The organism is Promicromonospora thailandica (genome assembly GCF_024171955.1).
Lineage (GTDB): Bacteria > Actinomycetota > Actinomycetes > Actinomycetales > Cellulomonadaceae > Promicromonospora > Promicromonospora thailandica.
This window is the reverse complement of the sequence record NZ_JAMTCS010000017.1, coordinates 33,152-48,080: the sequence shown is the minus strand read 5'-3', so window position 1 is coordinate 48,080 and position 14,929 is coordinate 33,152. Positions and strand designations below refer to the sequence as shown.

Sequence of the window (14,929 nt, the reverse complement as noted above, 5' to 3'; positions counted from 1 at the left end):
AGTCAGATCTGTCCGACCTCGAGCACCGTCAGCACGACCTCGCCCGCCTCGTCGCTCGCCGCGAGGTCGACCTGCGCGGTGATAGCCCAGTCGCGGTTCGCGTCGGCGTCGTCGAGCACCTGCCGTACCCACCACGTGCCGGGCTCCACGCGCCCACCCTCGCCGCCCGCGCCCGCGGGCAGCTCCGCGCCGGGCTCCAGGATCGTGAGCAGCGCGGCCGAACGGGCTTCCGGGCCGATCCCGATCGCGTCGTCGCCCTGCTCCTCGAACAGCGGGTCGAGGGCGTCGGCCCACGCGTCGGCGTCCCACCCGCCGCCCAGGGCGGCCAGGGGTCCGTACGACTCGCGCGCCGCGAGCTCGACCCGGCGGAACAGCGCGTTGCGGACCAGTCGCCGGAACGCCCGCGGGTTGCCCGTGACGGGCCGGACGGGCGCCTCGGCGCCGGCGTCGGCCAGCTCGCCGTCGGTCACGAGGTCGGCATCGTCGTCCACCGGGTTGGCCAAGCGCTCCCACTCGTCGAGCAACGAGGAGTCCACGCCGCGCACGAGCTCGCCGAGCCACTCGATGATCTCCTGCACCTCTTCGGTGCGGTGCTCCTCGGGCACCACCTGACGCACGGCCCGGTAGGCGTCGGCGAGGTAGCGCAGCACCACGCCCTCGGTGCGCTCCAGCCCGTACACGCTCACCGTCTCGGCGAAGGTCATGGCCTTCTCCACCATGTCGCGCACCACCGACTTGGGGGACAGCTCGGCGTCCGCCACCCACGGGTTGCTGCGGCGGTAGGTCTGGAAGGCGGGCTCCAGCAGGTCGGCCAGCGGCTTGGGCCACGTGACCTCCTCGAGCAGCTCCATGCGCTCCTCGTACTCGATGCCCTCGGCCTTCATCGCCGCCACGGCCTCGCCGCGCGCCTTGTTCTGCTGACCCATGAGCACCTGGCGGGGGTCGTCGAGGGTGGCCTCGATGACGGAGACGACGTCGAGCGCGTGCGTCGGGCTCTCGACGTCGAGCAGGTCCATGGCTGCCAGGGCGAACGGGGACAGCGGCTGGTTCAGCGCGAAGTCGCGCGGCAGGTCCACCATGAGGCGGGCCGACGGGCGCAGGCGGCCCGCGGCGTCGGGCACCCGCACCTTCTCCACCACGCCGGCCACCCGCAGCGACCGGTAGATGCGGAACGCCTGGCGCACGTGCTCGGCCTGCTGCGACTCGGTGTCGTGGTTGGCGGTCAGCAGGTGGCGCATGGCGTCCACCGGGTCGGTGGTGCCGGCCGACGCGCGCGCCAGCACGTTGAGCACCATCGCGTGGTTCACCCGGAACTGGGAGACCAGCGGCTCGGGGTCGGCGTCGCGCAGCCGCTCGAACGTGGCGTCGGTCCAGTTCACCGCGCCCGACGGCGCCTTCTTGCGCACCACCTTCTTGAGCTTCTTGGGGTCGTCGCCCGCCTTGGCCAGCGCCTTGCGGTTCTCGATGACGTGCTCGGGCGCCATGACCAGCACCTCGCCCACGGTGTCGTACCCGGCGCGGCCCGCGCGCCCGGCGATCTGGTGGAACTCGCGCGCGCTGAGGTGCCGCATGCGCTCGCCGTCGAACTTCACGAGGCTCGTCAGCAGCACCGTGCGGATGGGCACGTTGATGCCCACGCCCAGCGTGTCCGTGCCGCACACGACCTTGAGCAGGCCCTTCTGCGTGAGGCGCTCCACCAGCCGGCGGTACTTCGGCAGCATGCCCGCGTGGTGCACGCCCACGCCGTGCCGCAGGAACCTGCTCAGGATCTTGCCGAACCCGGTGCCGAACCGGAAGGCGCCCATCTCGGTGACGATGGCCTCCTTCTCGGCCTTGCTCGCCACGTTCATGGACAGCAGCGACTGCGCGCGGTCGACGGCGTCCTTCTGCGTGAAGTGCACCACGTAGACCGGGGCGCGGTGCGTGGTCACGAGCTCCTGGATCACCTCGGTGAGCGGCTCCACCACGTACGAGAACGTGAGCGGCACGGGGCGCTCGGCGCCCGCGACCTCCGCGACGGGCCGGCCCGTGCGCTCCTCGATGTCCTCACGCAGCCGCGTCGTGTCGCCGAGCGTGGCGCTCATCAGGATGAACTGCGTGTCCTTGAGCTCCAGCAGCGGCACCTGCCAGGCCCAGCCGCGCTGCGGGTCGCCGTAGTAGTGGAACTCGTCCATGACCACCTGCGCGATGCCCTCGTCGTCGTCCGTGGGGCTGGTGCCGCGGCGCAGCGCGAGGTTGGCCAGGATCTCCGCGGTGCAGCAGATGATCGGGGCGTCCGGGTTGACGGCGGAGTCGCCCGTCATCATGCCGACGTTCTTCGAGCCGAACGCCGCCACGAGGTCGAAGAACTTCTCGCTGACGAGCGCCTTCAGGGGTGCGGTGTAGTACGTGCGGCCGCCGCGCCCGGACCGGTGCGCGGCCAGCGCGGCGAACTGCGCGCCCATCGCGACCATCGACTTGCCGGAGCCGGTGGGCGTGGCGAGGACGACGTGCGAACCCGTCATGACCTCCAGGAGGGCCTCCTCCTGGTGCGGGTACAGGGCCCGCCCGCCTGCCGACGCCCACTCGCTGAAGCTCTCGAACAGCACGTCCGGGTCCGGGTCCTTGCCCGTGGGCGCGGGCAGGTAGGGGATCAGGGTCCCGGCGGGCCGCGGGGCGGCGGGCTGAGAGGTCGCGGAGAACGTGGACGCGGAGGTGGAGGAGGGCGCCGTCATGGTGCGCCCATTCTTGCAGGCGGGTGAAGCCGGGGCCGCGCCGTCAGCCCACCGGGCGTTCGGCGGGTGCGCGCTTCTCGCCCGCCTGCACCGCGACCACCCCGGCGAGGATCAGCACGCCGCCCACGAGCTGCACCGGGCGGGGCAGCTCGCCCAGCAGCAGCCAGGCGAAGCCGATCGCCGCGACCACCTCGAACAGTCCCACGAACGACGCCAGGCGCGGGCCCAGCAGGCGCCCCGCCGCGATGCCCGCGACGTAGGCCAGGGCGGCCGTCACGACACCGAGGCCGAGGATCGGCAGCCACCACGGCACCTCCGTGCCGCCGTAGACCGGCGAGGCGGTGCTGTACTCCAGCGGCATGAGGCCGGTCGCGCCGAGCAGGCCCAGCGCGACGGTCGCCGTCGTCAGGCCGCCCGCCGCGAGGGCCAGGGGCGGCAGGCCGGTGTCCACGTTCGCGTTGATGACGAAGTAGGTCGAGACGCCGAGCATCGCCAGCAGGGCCCACGCGACGCCCGCCGGGTGCATGGCGCCCCCGGCCCCGCCGACCAGGTCCAGCACGAGCACCAGGCCGGCCGCCGCCAGCAGCGCGCCGAGCACCGTCGCGCCCCGGGGCCGCTGGCCGTGCCGCAGCCAGAACCAGAGCACCACGGCCGCCGGGGCCGTGTACTCGATGAGCAGGGCGGGCCCCACCGGCATGTACTGCACGGCGGAGAAGTAGGCGAACTGGCAGCCCGCCACCGAGACGGCGCCGTACAGCGAGATCAGCCCGAGGTTGCGGCGCACCGGACCCCAGTCGCCGCGCAGCGACAGGATGCCGAGCGGCAGCACCACGACGGCCGCGAGGGCCACCCGCGCCAGCACCATGGCGCCCGGGCTCCAGCCCGTGTCGAGCAGCCCGCTCGCGAACACCCCGGACAGGCTGAACGCCGCGGCCGAGACGCCGGCCAGCACCAGCCCGGTGGTCAGGCGGCGCGCGGGCGCGGGGCCGACGGCGCCGGCCGCGCTCACCACCGGCCCGCCGGTGTCAGGTGTCACTGCGCTCATAGGTCCTGACGGTAGGGTGGGCCGGGTAATGTGTCAACGTGGTTTTCGCATCTGACACCGCGGAGGCGCTCCGGTCCGCCGTCGAGCTCGTGAACGCGGGGGAGCCGCCGGTCACCCTCACGACGGTCGCCGAGCTGGACGCGTTCTTCACGCGGCACGGCTACACCGGCAGGCACGACGGCACCGCCGCCGAGCTGCGCGACGTCCTGGCGCTGCGGCCCCGGCTGCGCGAGCTGCTCCTAGCCGGCCGCGACGACGCCGCCGGCCTGGTCAACGACATGCTGGCCGAGGCGCGCGCCGTACCCCGCCTCGTGCGGCACCCGCGGGAGGACTGGCACATCCACGCCGTGCCCGATGACGCCCCGCTGGCCACCCGCATCCTGGTCGAGACCGCGATGGCGATGATCGACGTCGTCCGCGACGACGAGCTGTCGCGCCTGGCGGTCTGCGCGGACGACGACTGCGCCGGCGTCGTCCTGGACCTCTCGCGCAACCGGTCGCGCCGGTACTGCTCCACCACGTGCAGCAACCGCAACGCGCAGGCCGCCCACCGCGCGCGGCAGGCGGCTCAGCCCGCCACGGCGTAGCGCGACCGGCCCGAGCGCAGCGCGTCGCGGACGGCGTCGACCACCCCGGGCACGTCGGCCGGCGGGTCGCGGAGCACCGCGCCGGGGGCGCCGTCCGCCGTCGCGCGCACGAAGTCCTCGTGCATGTGCCGGGCCGCGTCGAGGTCCGTGAACCCGTGGCCCGCGCGCGTGGCGACACGGTGCAGGCAGGTCTCCACGGGCGGCAGCAGCACCACGTAGTCGAGCACGTCGACGCCGGTGGCGGCCGCGAACCCCGGCAGGAACCACGGGCCGACGACGCCGTCGTACACCACGACCATGCCGCCCGCCGCGAAGGTGCCGGCCGCGGCGGCCGCCGCGCGCGTGGTCGTGTCGTTCTGGGCGTGCGACTCGGGCAGCCACGGCGAGATCGCGCCCCGGCGCAGGAAGGCGAAGAAGGCGTCGCCCTCGACGAGCACGCTGGGCTCCCAGAGGTCGGCGAGGGCCGCGGTGACGGTCGACTTGCCCGACCCCGGCGGGCCGGTCACGAGGAGCAGGCGGGGCGTGTGGTCCGTGCTCGTCCGAGGGCTCATCCCAGGTCCCACAGCAGGCGGTACCAGGCGACCCGGTCGGAGTCCTCGTCGATGCCGTACGCCTCGTAGACCAGGTGGTCGTAGCCGGGACCGTAGTTCCAGCCCAGGCTGTAGGTCGCGATCGCGAGGTCGGCCCAGCGGTCGGCCACGCCGAGCGCGCCGAGGTCCACGTGGCCGAACCACGCGCCGTCGTCGGCCAGGAGGGTGTTGGGCGCGCACGCGTCGCCGTGGCACACCACGAGCCGGTCGTGCTCCGGCGCGTCGGCGAGCCGGGCGCGGGCCTCGGGCGACCAGCCGGGCGCGGCGTGGCCGCGGGCCGCGCGGTCCTCGGCCACGGCGAGACGGTCGTCGATGCTCCACGTCCACGGGCACTGGTCCACGGGCAGGCTGTCGTGCAGCGCCCGCAGGCCCGCGCCGATGGCCCGGGCCGCGGTCTCGGGCTCCGCGAGCCAGCGCGGGTCGACGGCGGAGCGTGCGTCGAGCGCGACCGTGACCAGCCAGTCCGCGTCGCCGTCGGTGCCGACCTCCAGCACGTGCGGCACCGTCGTGTACGGCTCCGCCCAGCGCATCCGGGCCGCCTCGTCGACCAGGTCGATCCACTCAGTCAGGGCGCGGTCGGTGCGGGGCGACCACTTGACGAAGGTGGCGGGGTCCGTCGGCTCCGGCGGGTCCACACGGAACGTGAGGCCGCCGAGCTCGTTGCGCCACGCGAGCGTGAGGTGCCCGTCGCCGGCGAGCTCGCGCACCAGGTCGGGCGCGGGCACCGGCTCGGTGGGAATCGTCATGGGCCCAGGGTCGCAGAACCCCCGGCCTGGTCACGAGCTCAATTCGCGGTGGCGGGTCCGTCGAAGGATGTACACGGTCGCGGCACGGATCGCCCGGACGGCCGACGCCGGCGGGCGTCCGCCCGCGCCAGGCTCGGGACATGTCCCTCGACGCCCCGGGCCCCGTGCTTGCACCTTCACCGGCCGTGCCGGCCGCCGCACGCCCCGGCGGCCGGATCGCCGCGCTCGACGTGCTGCGCGGCGTGGCGATCCTCGGCACCCTCGCCAGCAACATCTGGCTGTTCACCACGCCCGGCGGTCCCGCGACCCTGCTCACGGGCGGGTTCGAGACGGACGACCCGGTCCGCACCGCGCTGCGGACCCTGTCGAACGGCAAGTTCCTGGCGCTGCTCACGCTGCTGTTCGGCGTGGGCCTGGAGCTCCAGTACCGGTCCATGGTGCGGCGCGGGCTGCGGTGGCCGGGCCGGTACGTGCTGCGCGCCGCGATCCTCTTCGTCGAGGGCCTGCTGCACTACGTGCTCGTCTTCGAGTTCGACGTGCTCATGGGGTACGCGATCGCGTCGCTGGCCGCGGCGTACCTGATCGGCCGCGGCGACCGCGTGGTGCGAACCTGGGCGGGGGCGATCGCCGCGGGCTACGTGCTGGCGATCGGCGCGCTCACCGCGCTGCTGGTCGCCGTCCCGGGCGAGCCCGCGGGCGGCGTGCCCGCCGTGCCGTCGACGGCGAGCTGGCTCGACCAGGTGGGCGCCCGCCTGACGGACATCGTGCTGTTCCGCGTGGAGCTGCTCCTGATCGTCCCCTCGGCGACGGTCCTGTTCGTGGTGGGCTCGCGGCTCGTCCGCGCCGGGCTGTTCGCCGCCACGGCAGAGGGCGCACGGCTGCGCCGTCGGCTCGCGTGGGCCGGTCTGGGCCTCGGCGTGCCGCTCAACGCGCTCACGGCCTGGGCCGGGCCGAGCTGGTTCCTCGTGGACCGCTACCTGGTGCCGCCGCTGGTGGCGCTCGGCATCCTCGCGCTCGGCACCACCCTCGTGGGCCGGGTGCGGGCCGGCCGCGCGCCGGGCCCGCTGCGCCGCGGCGTCGAGGGGATCGGCCGCACCGCGCTGTCCTGCTACGTGCTGCAGAACGTGCTCGCCTCGGTGCTCTGCTTCGACTGGGGCCTCGGCCTCGCGGGCGGCGGCCCCTGGCAGGTGGTCGGGATCTGGGCCGGCATCTCGGCCGTGCTGCTGGTCGTGGCGCCGCTGTGGCTGCGGCGGTGGCCGCGCGGGCCCGTCGAGCTGGTCGTGCACCGGGTGTACGAGCGGCGCGGTCAGGCGGCGCGCCGCGCGCGGACCGCCTCCTCGGCGTCCCAGAGCGCGCGGTAGTACGCGATGCGCTCCGGGTCGGGGGCCACGCCGTAGGCGGCGAGCACCAGAGGCTCCAGGCCCGGGCCGTACCGGCGGCTCACGCTGCGCGTGGTCACCGCGAGGTCGGACCAGCGGTCGCCCACGCCCAGGTCGCCCACGTCGACGTGCGCGGCGAACCGGCCCACCCGGTCGAGGAGCGTGTTCGGCACCGTCGCGTCGCCGTGGCACACGACGAGCCGGTCGGGCGGCGGCGGGTCGCCCAGGGCCCGGTCGAGCGCGGCGCGCTCGGTGTCGTCGAGCGGGGCGCTCGCGTCGGTGGTGAGGGCAGCGACGCGCATCCGCGCGGTCCGCACGAAGGGGCACGTGTCGGTGGGCAGGGTGTCGTGGAACCGTCGCAGCCCCACGCCGATCGCGATCGCCGCGCGCTCGGCGTAGGGGCGCCACCGCGGCTCGACGGCCGACGTCGCGACCTCGCCGTCCGTCTCGACCGCGGCGGTGAGCAGCCAGGACCCCCGCGCGTCCCGGCCCGCGTCGAGCACGTGCGGCACGCGGGTGAACGAGCCCGCCCAGACGAGCCGGTCGGCCTCGGCGAGGGGGTCGGGGGAGGGCGAGGCGTCCGGGACCCACTTGAGGTAGGGGCTGCTCGGCGCGCTGCTGGTCGGGGCCGCGAGCGGGCCCAGCCGCACCGTGAGCCCGCCGTACTCGTTGCGCCACACGGGAACGACCGTCGCCCCGGACCGGAGCCGCGCGGCCAGGCCGTGCACGACGGGCGGTACCTCGACGGGTGTCGGACTGATGCCGACCAGTGCGCTCGACACGCCACCATCGTCCCATAGAGCGGGTGAAAAAGTGCTCCTGGTTCGTGGCGCCGCGGGGCACTGGGCGACATGCGCCCGGACGGGCCGCGCGGCCGCGAGCGACGGTGCCCGCGGCCGCGCGCGTGCCTGGTGGCGGTGCCGTCAGACCGCGCTGCGGACCGCCGGTGCGCCGAGCAGACCCGGCAGGCCCTGCTGCGCCATGGGGCCCGCGGTGCTCGACGACCCGCCGACGCTGACGTCGACGCACTGGTAGAACGCCATCGCGGTGTCGGCGATGTTCCAGCGGGCGAAGACGGTGTGGTCACCGGCGGGCAGGCCGCTCAGCGTGTGCTCGACGGTCGCGCCGGGCTGGGCGCCGCCGTCGTCCACGGTCCGGAAGGGCTGGCCGTCCACGAAGTACTCCCACGTGGAGGTGGAGTGCCGGGCGGTGATCTGCCAGCGGAAGGTGACCTCGCTGCCCACCGAGGTGCGGGGCCAGGGCAGGGAGTCGTCGTCGACCACCGTGAAGCCGCTGCCGCCCGAGCACTCCATGGAGCCCTTCGGGGCCTCGACGCTCTGCGGCTCGTACTGGAGGCCGCCGCAGTCGAAGCTGACGGCACCGGACGCGCAGTGGTCGGCGCGGCTGGGCGGGTTGGTGATCCAGCCGTGGGCCTGTGCCTGCGGGGCGAGCGGCGCCGTCACGAGGAAGGCCGCCGCCAGGGCGAGCGCGGCGAGCGCGGACAGCAGGAGTCGGCGGGGCGGGCTGAGGGTGCGTGCACGGTTCATGGCGTTGCCTCCGTTGCGCGAGCGGGTGAAATGTCGTCGCTCACGAACCTAGGAAAAAGGCACCGCTCCTGACAATGAGGGCGAATCCGTACGTACATCCCCGTAGGGCGGGTCCCGGGACCAGGTCCCGGGACCCGGGAGGGTCAGAGGTGCGCGGCCGCCAGGTGGCCGGCGGGGACGGAGCGTCCGCCGATGCTGACGTCCATGCAGGCGTAGAACGCCATGGCGGTGTCGTACACGTTCCACCGGGCCAGGATCGTGTGGTTGCCCGACGGCAGGCCGCTGAGCGTGTGCGTGACCGTGGGTGGCGGGGTGGCGCCGTTGTCGTTGAACGTGCGGAACAGCTGGCCGTCCACGAAGTACTCCCAGCTCGCGGTGCGGTGGAAGGCGGTCAGCGTCCACTGGAAGGTGTGCGTGCTGCCGATGCCGGTGCGCGGCCAGGCCAGCGAGCCGTTGTCCAGCGTGGTGAACCGGCTGCCGCCGGAGCAGAGCATCGAGCCCTTGGGCGCCTCGACGCTCTGCGGCTCCCACTCGACCCCGTTGCAGGTCCAGCTCACGGTCCGCTTGGCGCAGTGGTCCTGCCGGCTCGGCGGCGAGACCACCCAGCCGTGGGCCTCGGCCCGCGGTGTCATCGAGTTCGGTACGGCGACCAGCGCCGTCAGGGTCAGGGCCAGGACGGCGAGGACGCCGAGCAGGACCCTGGTGGCGGATGTGCGCGGTGCGGCGATTCTCATGGGGCTCACCTCGGGTGTGAAGTTGGAAGTTTCCTGGATCGCTCCTGTGTGCCGGGTGTGACCCTTCGACGCTAGAAAGCGCACGCGCCGCGAACAAGTAGGGCAACTACCTACCTACGTAGCCCCCGTCAGGCGAGCAGGGCCGCGCAGACGTCCAGGAGGCGGGCCCGCAGCCGCGCCGACCGCTCGGCGAACGACCGCTGCCGCCGCACGTACTCCGCCTTGCCCTGGGGCGTCTCGATCGCGACGGCGGCGACGCCGTACTCCGAGACGTCGTAGGGGGAGGCGGCCATGTCGGTCCAGCGGATGTCTCGGGCCAGCTCGAAGGCGTCGAGCAGCAGGTCGCCGGGCACCGCGGGGCCGAGCTTCAGGCACCACTTGTAGAGGTCCATGTTCGCGTGCAGGCAGCCGGGCTGCTCCAGGGCCACCTGGTCGGCGCGCGTGGGCCGCAGCTGGTTGCGGCCGGTCGCCTCCGGCGTGAAGAAGCGGTAGGCGTCGAAGTGCGAGCAGCGCACCGGGTTGTCCTCCACCACGGCGTCCGTGCCCGCGTGGCCCAGCCGCAGGGGCAGCGGGTGCCGGTGGTCGCGGCCCGCCTCGCGGTCGCGGTAGACCATCGCCCACTCGTGCAGCCCGAAGCAGCCGAAGGTGCCCGGGCGCGACGCCGTCGCCGACAGCAGCGCGTGCACGTAGCGCACGGTGTCGCCGCGGTCGGCGAGGAACGCGGGCACGTCGAGGGTCACCGGTGAGCCCATATACCAGCGCCAGGTGCGGCGGCCGGCGTCGTCCGCCGGCTCGTCCGGGAGCTCGAGCGCGACCCCCGGCCCCGGGTGCCAGCGGCGCAGGTGCGCCACGCGGGTGGGGTAGTAGGTGAACAGGAAGTCCTCGACCGCGTGCTTGCGCCCCGCGGCGCGGGCCGCGCGCCAGACGGCGGTGAGGGCGTCGGCCCGCTCGGCGTGCGCTGCCGCGCGCGGCAGCCACTCCTCGGGCGCCAGGACCCGCGCGCGCACGACGGCGTCGTGCGTGGCGGTCTCGCCGAGGGTCGTGGTCACCGGTCCAGGGTACGGCGGGCCCGGGCGGTGCCTGCGCGCCCGGACGTAGGGTGCGACCATGTCCGACCTTCCCCAGCGCCGTCTCGGGCGCTCCGGCCTGTCCGTCCCGGTGATCGGTCTCGGGTGCAACAACCTCGGCCGCTCCGGCACCGTCACCGCTGACCAGGAGGGCGCCACCGCCCTGGTCGACGCCGCGATCGACGCGGGCGTCACCTTCTTCGACACCGCGGACAGCTACGGCGTGCGCCCGGGCCTGTCGGAGGAGCTGCTGGGCGGCGCCCTCAAGGGCCGCCGGGACGACGTGCTGGTCGCCACCAAGTTCGGCCTCGACCTGCGGGGCCTGAACGGGGCGGACTTCGGCGCGCGCGGCTCGCGCCGGTACATCGTGCGCGCGGCCGAGGCGTCGCTGCGCCGGCTGGGCACCGACTGGATCGACCTCTACCAGCTGCACACGCCCGACCCGGCGACGCCGGTCGACGAGACGCTCGCCGCGCTCGACGACCTGGTGCGCGCGGGCAAGGTGCGCTACGTGGGCCACTCCAACCTCAAGGGCTGGCAGCTGGCCGACGCCGAGCATGTCGCGCGCTCGCTCGGCGGCGCCCGGTTCGTCTCGGCGCAGAACGAGTACTCGCTGCTGTCGCGGGGCGTCGAGCGGGAGGTGCTGCCCGCGGCGCGCGCGTACGGCCTCGGCGTGCTGCCCTACTTCCCGCTGGCGAACGGCCTGCTCACGGGCAAGTACTCGGGCGGTGCGCGGCCGGACGGCACGCGCCTGGTCAACGAGAAGAAGCACCTGCTGGAGTCCGCGCCGTGGGAGGCGCTGGACCGGTTCGCCGCGTTCTGCCGCGAGCGCGACACCAGCGAGACGGTGGTCGCGTTCTCGTGGCTGCTGTCCCGGCCGGAGGTGTCGTCGGTGATCGCGGGGGCCACCCGCCCGGAGCAGGTGCGGGCCAACGCGCAGGCCTGGACCTGGACGCCGACGGCGGACGACCTGGCCGAGCTGGACGAGATCTTCCCGGCATGAGCCGCCGCTTCCGCCAGGTCAACGTCTTCTCGCCGCAGCCGGTGGGCGGCAACCCGGTCGCCGTCGTGCACGACGCGGACGGCCTGAGCGACGGCGACATGGCCGCGTTCGCCCGCTGGACCAACCTGTCGGAGACCACGTTCCTGCTGCCGCCCACGCCCGCGGGCCGGGACGGCGGCGCCGACTACCGCGTGCGCATCTGGACGCCGGGCGGCGAGCTGCCGTTCGCCGGCCACCCGACGCTCGGCACGGCCCACGCGTGGCTGGAGGCGGGCGGCGTGCCCGCCGGGGCCGACGTGGTGCAGGAGTGCGGCGTGGGCCTGGTGCGGCTGCGCCGGGGCGAGCGCCTCGCGTTCGCGGCGCCGCCGCTGGCCCGTTCGGGCCCGGTCGACGACGCGGACCTGGCCCGCATCGCGCGGGCCCTGCGCATCGCGGCGTCCGACGTCGTCCGCGCGGCCTGGGTGGACAACGGACCGGGCTGGGTGGCGGCCCAGCTCCGCGACGCCGACGCCGTGCTCGCCCTGGAGCCCGACCTCGCGGCCATGGGCGACCTCAAGCTCGGCGTGGTGGGCGCGTACCCGGGAGCGGACGACGACGGCCCCGCCGTCGAGGTGCGCGCCTTCGTGCCGTCCATCGGCGTGGGGGAGGACCCGGTCACCGGCAGCCTCAACGCCGGCCTGGGGCAGTGGCTCGCAGGTGACGTGCTGCCGTCGTCGTACGTGGCGTCCCAGGGCACCGCGCTGGGACGGCGCGGCCGCGTGCACGTGGAGAAGCTCGCCGACGGCGCCGTGTGGGTGGGCGGCGACACGGTGACGACGGTGGTGGGCGAGGTCTCGCTCTAGCGGTCCGCGTCGTGACGGTCTGCGGGGAACACACGGCGCGCGACGCCCGAGAACAGGCGCTCCAGCGGGCCGCGGCCGAGCAGCGCCCGCCAGAGCGTCGCCGCGGCGAGGCTGATCAGCACCATCCAGCCGAGCGGGCCGTTGGTCGGGGGGTCGAGCAGGTCGAAGTACGTGCGGGTCCACCACCAGATGGCGACGATCTGCGCGGAGTAGACGGTCAGCGCCAGGGCGCCGACCGCGGCCAGGAGCGTCACCACGACGAGGACCACCCACCGGACCGCGCGGGTGACCGCGCCCGCGGCGCGGCCCTCGACCACCCGGCCGAGCAGCAGGCACAGGCCGAGCACCCCGAGCGCGAACCCGCCGGACCCCAGCGCCTCGAACATCGTGTCGTCGTGCGGGCCCTCCAGGTACAGGCCCGACAGGGGCGGCCACGGGTCGGACCAGCCGGGCACCTGCGCCAGGTACTGCGCCGACGTGACGGTCACCTGCCCGTCGATCGTCACCGCGCCGCCGGCCCCCGCCACCAGGGTGGCCGACGCGAGCGAGAACAGCGCCGCCGCCCCGAACCCGCCCGCCACCAGGCCGAGCTGGAGCGTAGGCGAACGCAGGTCGCTGCGCCCCACGGCCAGGCCCGCGAGCACGTACGCCATCCAGACCAGCGCAGGGTAGTGGCCGGTGAGCAGGAAGTCCGTGGCGGCGCCCGAGCCGTCGTGCGGCGCGCGCAGCCCCGCCCGGGCCAGCGCCTCCGGGCCGTAGTAGACGAGCACGGGCCCCACCACGGCGACGACCAGCGCCGTCGCCGCGAGCCGCGCAGGCGTCACCCGCAGGAACGGCAGCGCCAGCACGAAGTACGCCGCGTAGAAGCCGAGGATGAGCAGCACCCGCGTGCCGAACAGGTCCAGCACGGCCACCAGCGCCAGCAGGAGCACCACCCGCACCAGGATGCGGCCCCGGGCCGTGCGCAGCGCCGCGCCCGCGAACGGCGTCGTGCCGCCCGTGACCAGGGCGAGCGACAGGCCCGCGACCGTCGCGAACAGGATCGACGACCGCCCGTGCGCCAGGCCCAGCCAGCCCTCCGGGGAGCCCAGGTCCGCCGACGTCACGCCCACGTGCGCCGTGAACATGCCGAGCACCGCGATGCCCCGGGCCAGGTCGGCGCCCGTCACGCGGCCGGGGCCGCCGAGCAGGTTCCGGGCGACCCGGCGCCGAACCCGGGGTGCGGCGGGGGTCGCGGCAGGGTGGCCGGACCGTTCGACGTGCGTGGACATGCGGGCATCCTTGCGCCTCCCCGGGTCCCGCGCTCGCGGCCACGCCGTCGACCGGCCGCCGGACGGCCGTCCCGAGGGATGAGAACGCAGGTGTGCGCCCCCGCGAGACCCACATACAGTGCGCCCATGACCGGCAGCACCAACGAGCACCACACGCCCCGCAGCGACAGGCTCGCGGGGACCGACCCGATCGACGCGGTCGACGCGCCCAGCAGCCTGTCCCGCCTGACCGGCCAGGACCGGAACGACCCGGGCGCGGTCAAGGACCTGACGAAGGAGTCGGAGTCCTACACGCACGGCCACCACGAGTCCGTGCTGCGCTCCCACCGGCGGCGGACGGCGGCCAACTCCGCTGCGTTCCTGCTGCCCCACCTCCTGTCCGACATGACGCTGCTCGACGTCGGCTGCGGCCCCGGCACGGTCACCGTCGACCTCGCCGAGCGCCTCACCCAGGGCAGCGTCGTCGGCGTCGACGCCTCCGACGAGGTGCTGGAGTCCGCGCGCGGCCTCGCCGACGCGCACGGCACGAAGAACATCACCTTCGAGCACGCCAACGCCTACGAGCTCCCGTTCGAGGACGACTCGTTCGACGTCGTCTTCGCCCACCAGCTGCTGCAGCACCTCTCCGACCCCGTGGCCGCCCTGCGCGAGATGAAGCGCGTGGCCAAGCCCGGCGGCTTCGTCGCCGTCCGCGACGCGGACTACGCCGCCATGGCCTGGTACCCCGAGTCGCCCGAGCTCACCGAGTGGAACACCCTCTACCACGAGGTCACCCACGCCTACGGTTTCGAGCCCGACGCCGGACGCCGCCTCGCCTCCTGGGTGCGCGACGCCGGCTTCGACCCCGACACCATCGAGCCCGGCGCCAGCGTCTGGTGCTACGCCACCCCCGACGACCGCACCTGGTGGGGCGGCCTCTGGGCCGAGCGCTGCACCGAGTCCAACTTCGCCGTGCAGGCCCAGGACTCGGCGCTCGCGGACGACGTGGCCCTGGAGCAGCTCGCCCAGGGCTGGCGCGAGTGGGCCGCGGCCCCGGACGGCTGGTTCGCGGTGCTCAACGGCGAGGTCCTGGCCAGGGCGTAGGTGGTTTGCGGCTGAGATCTGGTGCTGCGGCGCTGCCTCCCGGTTGAGATCTGGTGCTGCGGCGCCGTCTCCCGGTTGAGATCTGGTGCTGCGGCGCCGAGATCTGGTGGTCGCGCTGAGATCTGGCGGTGCACGGCCAGATCTCGGCGCAAGCCCCAGATCTCGGCGCCGAACCGCCAGATCTCGGCGGCGGTGCTTCTGGCTCTCGCTCTCGGTGCAGTGCCGCCTCGGGGCCGAGATCTGGTGCTGCCGCGCCACCTCCCTCGCTGAGATCTGGCGTTGCGGCGCCGAGATCTGGTGGTCGCGCTGAGATCTGGTGGC

General features: G+C 74.5%; 14 protein-coding genes. 5 read left to right on the top strand and 9 right to left on the bottom strand.

Going from position 1 to position 14,929, the window contains the following annotated elements:
* Window positions 1-2: 2 nt before the first annotated feature.
* The gene (locus APR03_RS23600) at window positions 3-2,714 is read right to left on the bottom strand and encodes a DEAD/DEAH box helicase (protein ID WP_253839716.1); all 2,712 of its coding nucleotides are present in this window, start codon (window positions 2,712-2,714) and stop codon (window positions 3-5) included.
* 43 nt (window positions 2,715-2,757) lie between these two features.
* Window positions 2,758-3,759, bottom strand: a complete 1,002-nt coding sequence (locus APR03_RS23595; RefSeq protein WP_253839713.1) for an EamA family transporter — start codon at window positions 3,757-3,759, stop codon at window positions 2,758-2,760.
* A gap of 38 nt (window positions 3,760-3,797) precedes the next feature.
* Here APR03_RS23595 and APR03_RS23590 point away from each other — a divergent pair, with 38 nt between their 5' ends.
* Window positions 3,798-4,346, top strand: a complete 549-nt coding sequence (locus APR03_RS23590) for a CGNR zinc finger domain-containing protein (RefSeq protein ID WP_253839711.1) — start codon at window positions 3,798-3,800, stop codon at window positions 4,344-4,346.
* Here the strand turns inward: APR03_RS23590 and APR03_RS23585 are convergent.
* A complete protein-coding gene (locus tag APR03_RS23585) occupies window positions 4,328-4,897 on the bottom strand; it encodes an AAA family ATPase (RefSeq protein ID WP_253839710.1) in 570 nt (189 codons plus the stop codon). The genes APR03_RS23590 and APR03_RS23585 overlap by 19 nt on opposite strands.
* Window positions 4,894-5,682: an aminoglycoside 3'-phosphotransferase gene (locus tag APR03_RS23580; RefSeq protein WP_253839709.1), complete on the bottom strand. Its 789-nt coding sequence runs from the start codon at window positions 5,680-5,682 to the stop codon at window positions 4,894-4,896. The genes APR03_RS23585 and APR03_RS23580 overlap by 4 nt, the downstream gene beginning before the upstream one ends.
* Before the next feature lie 140 nt (window positions 5,683-5,822).
* On the opposite strand from APR03_RS23580, the gene APR03_RS23575 reads away from it, so the two are divergent.
* Window positions 5,823-7,043, top strand: coding sequence for a DUF418 domain-containing protein (locus tag APR03_RS23575; RefSeq protein ID WP_253839708.1), 1,221 nt, complete (start codon window positions 5,823-5,825; stop codon window positions 7,041-7,043).
* On the opposite strand, the gene APR03_RS23570 is transcribed toward APR03_RS23575, so the two are convergent.
* The 4 genes from APR03_RS23570 to APR03_RS23555 all read right to left on the bottom strand — a co-directional run bounded on the left by APR03_RS23570 (window position 6,989) and on the right by APR03_RS23555 (window position 10,391).
* Window positions 6,989-7,843 carry an aminoglycoside 3'-phosphotransferase gene (locus APR03_RS23570; protein WP_253839707.1) on the bottom strand — a complete coding sequence of 285 codons (855 nt, stop codon included), beginning with the start codon at window positions 7,841-7,843 and terminating at the stop codon, window positions 6,989-6,991. The genes APR03_RS23575 and APR03_RS23570 overlap by 55 nt on opposite strands.
* A 141-nt stretch (window positions 7,844-7,984) precedes the next feature.
* Entirely contained in the window at window positions 7,985-8,608 is a 624-nt protein-coding gene (locus APR03_RS23565) for a lytic polysaccharide monooxygenase auxiliary activity family 9 protein (RefSeq protein WP_253839706.1), read from the bottom strand.
* Window positions 8,609-8,751: 143 nt separating this feature from the next.
* Window positions 8,752-9,342, bottom strand: coding sequence for a lytic polysaccharide monooxygenase auxiliary activity family 9 protein (locus tag APR03_RS23560; RefSeq protein WP_253839705.1), 591 nt, complete (start codon window positions 9,340-9,342; stop codon window positions 8,752-8,754).
* Between the two features lie 128 nt (window positions 9,343-9,470).
* A complete protein-coding gene (locus tag APR03_RS23555; RefSeq protein WP_253839703.1) occupies window positions 9,471-10,391 on the bottom strand; it encodes a 3-methyladenine DNA glycosylase in 921 nt (306 codons plus the stop codon).
* A gap of 58 nt (window positions 10,392-10,449) precedes the next feature.
* On the opposite strand from APR03_RS23555, the gene APR03_RS23550 reads away from it, so the two are divergent.
* Both APR03_RS23550 and APR03_RS23545 read left to right on the top strand, forming a co-directional pair.
* Window positions 10,450-11,412: an aldo/keto reductase gene (locus tag APR03_RS23550; protein ID WP_253839702.1), complete on the top strand. Its 963-nt coding sequence runs from the start codon at window positions 10,450-10,452 to the stop codon at window positions 11,410-11,412.
* A complete protein-coding gene (locus tag APR03_RS23545) occupies window positions 11,409-12,254 on the top strand; it encodes a PhzF family phenazine biosynthesis protein (RefSeq protein WP_253839701.1) in 846 nt (281 codons plus the stop codon). Before APR03_RS23550 ends, APR03_RS23545 begins: the two co-directional genes overlap by 4 nt.
* On the opposite strand, the gene APR03_RS23540 is transcribed toward APR03_RS23545, so the two are convergent.
* On the bottom strand, window positions 12,251-13,525 hold the full coding sequence (locus APR03_RS23540; protein ID WP_253839699.1) for a heparan-alpha-glucosaminide N-acetyltransferase domain-containing protein: 1,275 nt from the start codon (window positions 13,523-13,525) through the stop codon (window positions 12,251-12,253). The two genes, APR03_RS23545 and APR03_RS23540, sit on opposite strands and share 4 nt — an antisense overlap.
* A gap of 126 nt (window positions 13,526-13,651) precedes the next feature.
* On the opposite strand from APR03_RS23540, the gene APR03_RS23535 reads away from it, so the two are divergent.
* A complete protein-coding gene (locus tag APR03_RS23535) occupies window positions 13,652-14,608 on the top strand; it encodes a class I SAM-dependent methyltransferase (protein ID WP_253839697.1) in 957 nt (318 codons plus the stop codon).
* Window positions 14,609-14,929 lie beyond the last annotated feature (321 nt).

Bases quoted from the DNA above. Each gene is read 5' to 3' on its own strand.
- APR03_RS23600 (WP_253839716.1), bottom strand. From the start codon at position 2,714: ATGACGGCGCCCTCCTCCACCTCCGCGTCCACGTTCTCCGCGACCTCT.
- APR03_RS23595 (WP_253839713.1), bottom strand. From the start codon at position 3,759: ATGAGCGCAGTGACACCTGACACCGGCGGGCCGGTGGTGAGCGCGGCC.
- APR03_RS23585 (WP_253839710.1), bottom strand. From the start codon at position 4,897: ATGAGCCCTCGGACGAGCACGGACCACACGCCCCGCCTGCTCCTCGTG.
- APR03_RS23580 (WP_253839709.1), bottom strand. From the start codon at position 5,682: ATGACGATTCCCACCGAGCCGGTGCCCGCGCCCGACCTGGTGCGCGAG.
- APR03_RS23575 (WP_253839708.1), top strand. From the start codon at position 5,823: ATGTCCCTCGACGCCCCGGGCCCCGTGCTTGCACCTTCACCGGCCGTG.
- APR03_RS23565 (WP_253839706.1), bottom strand. From the start codon at position 8,608: ATGAACCGTGCACGCACCCTCAGCCCGCCCCGCCGACTCCTGCTGTCC.
- APR03_RS23560 (WP_253839705.1), bottom strand. From the start codon at position 9,342: ATGAGAATCGCCGCACCGCGCACATCCGCCACCAGGGTCCTGCTCGGC.
- APR03_RS23550 (WP_253839702.1), top strand. From the start codon at position 10,450: ATGTCCGACCTTCCCCAGCGCCGTCTCGGGCGCTCCGGCCTGTCCGTC.
- APR03_RS23545 (WP_253839701.1), top strand. From the start codon at position 11,409: ATGAGCCGCCGCTTCCGCCAGGTCAACGTCTTCTCGCCGCAGCCGGTG.
- APR03_RS23540 (WP_253839699.1), bottom strand. From the start codon at position 13,525: ATGTCCACGCACGTCGAACGGTCCGGCCACCCTGCCGCGACCCCCGCC.
- APR03_RS23535 (WP_253839697.1), top strand. From the start codon at position 13,652: ATGACCGGCAGCACCAACGAGCACCACACGCCCCGCAGCGACAGGCTC.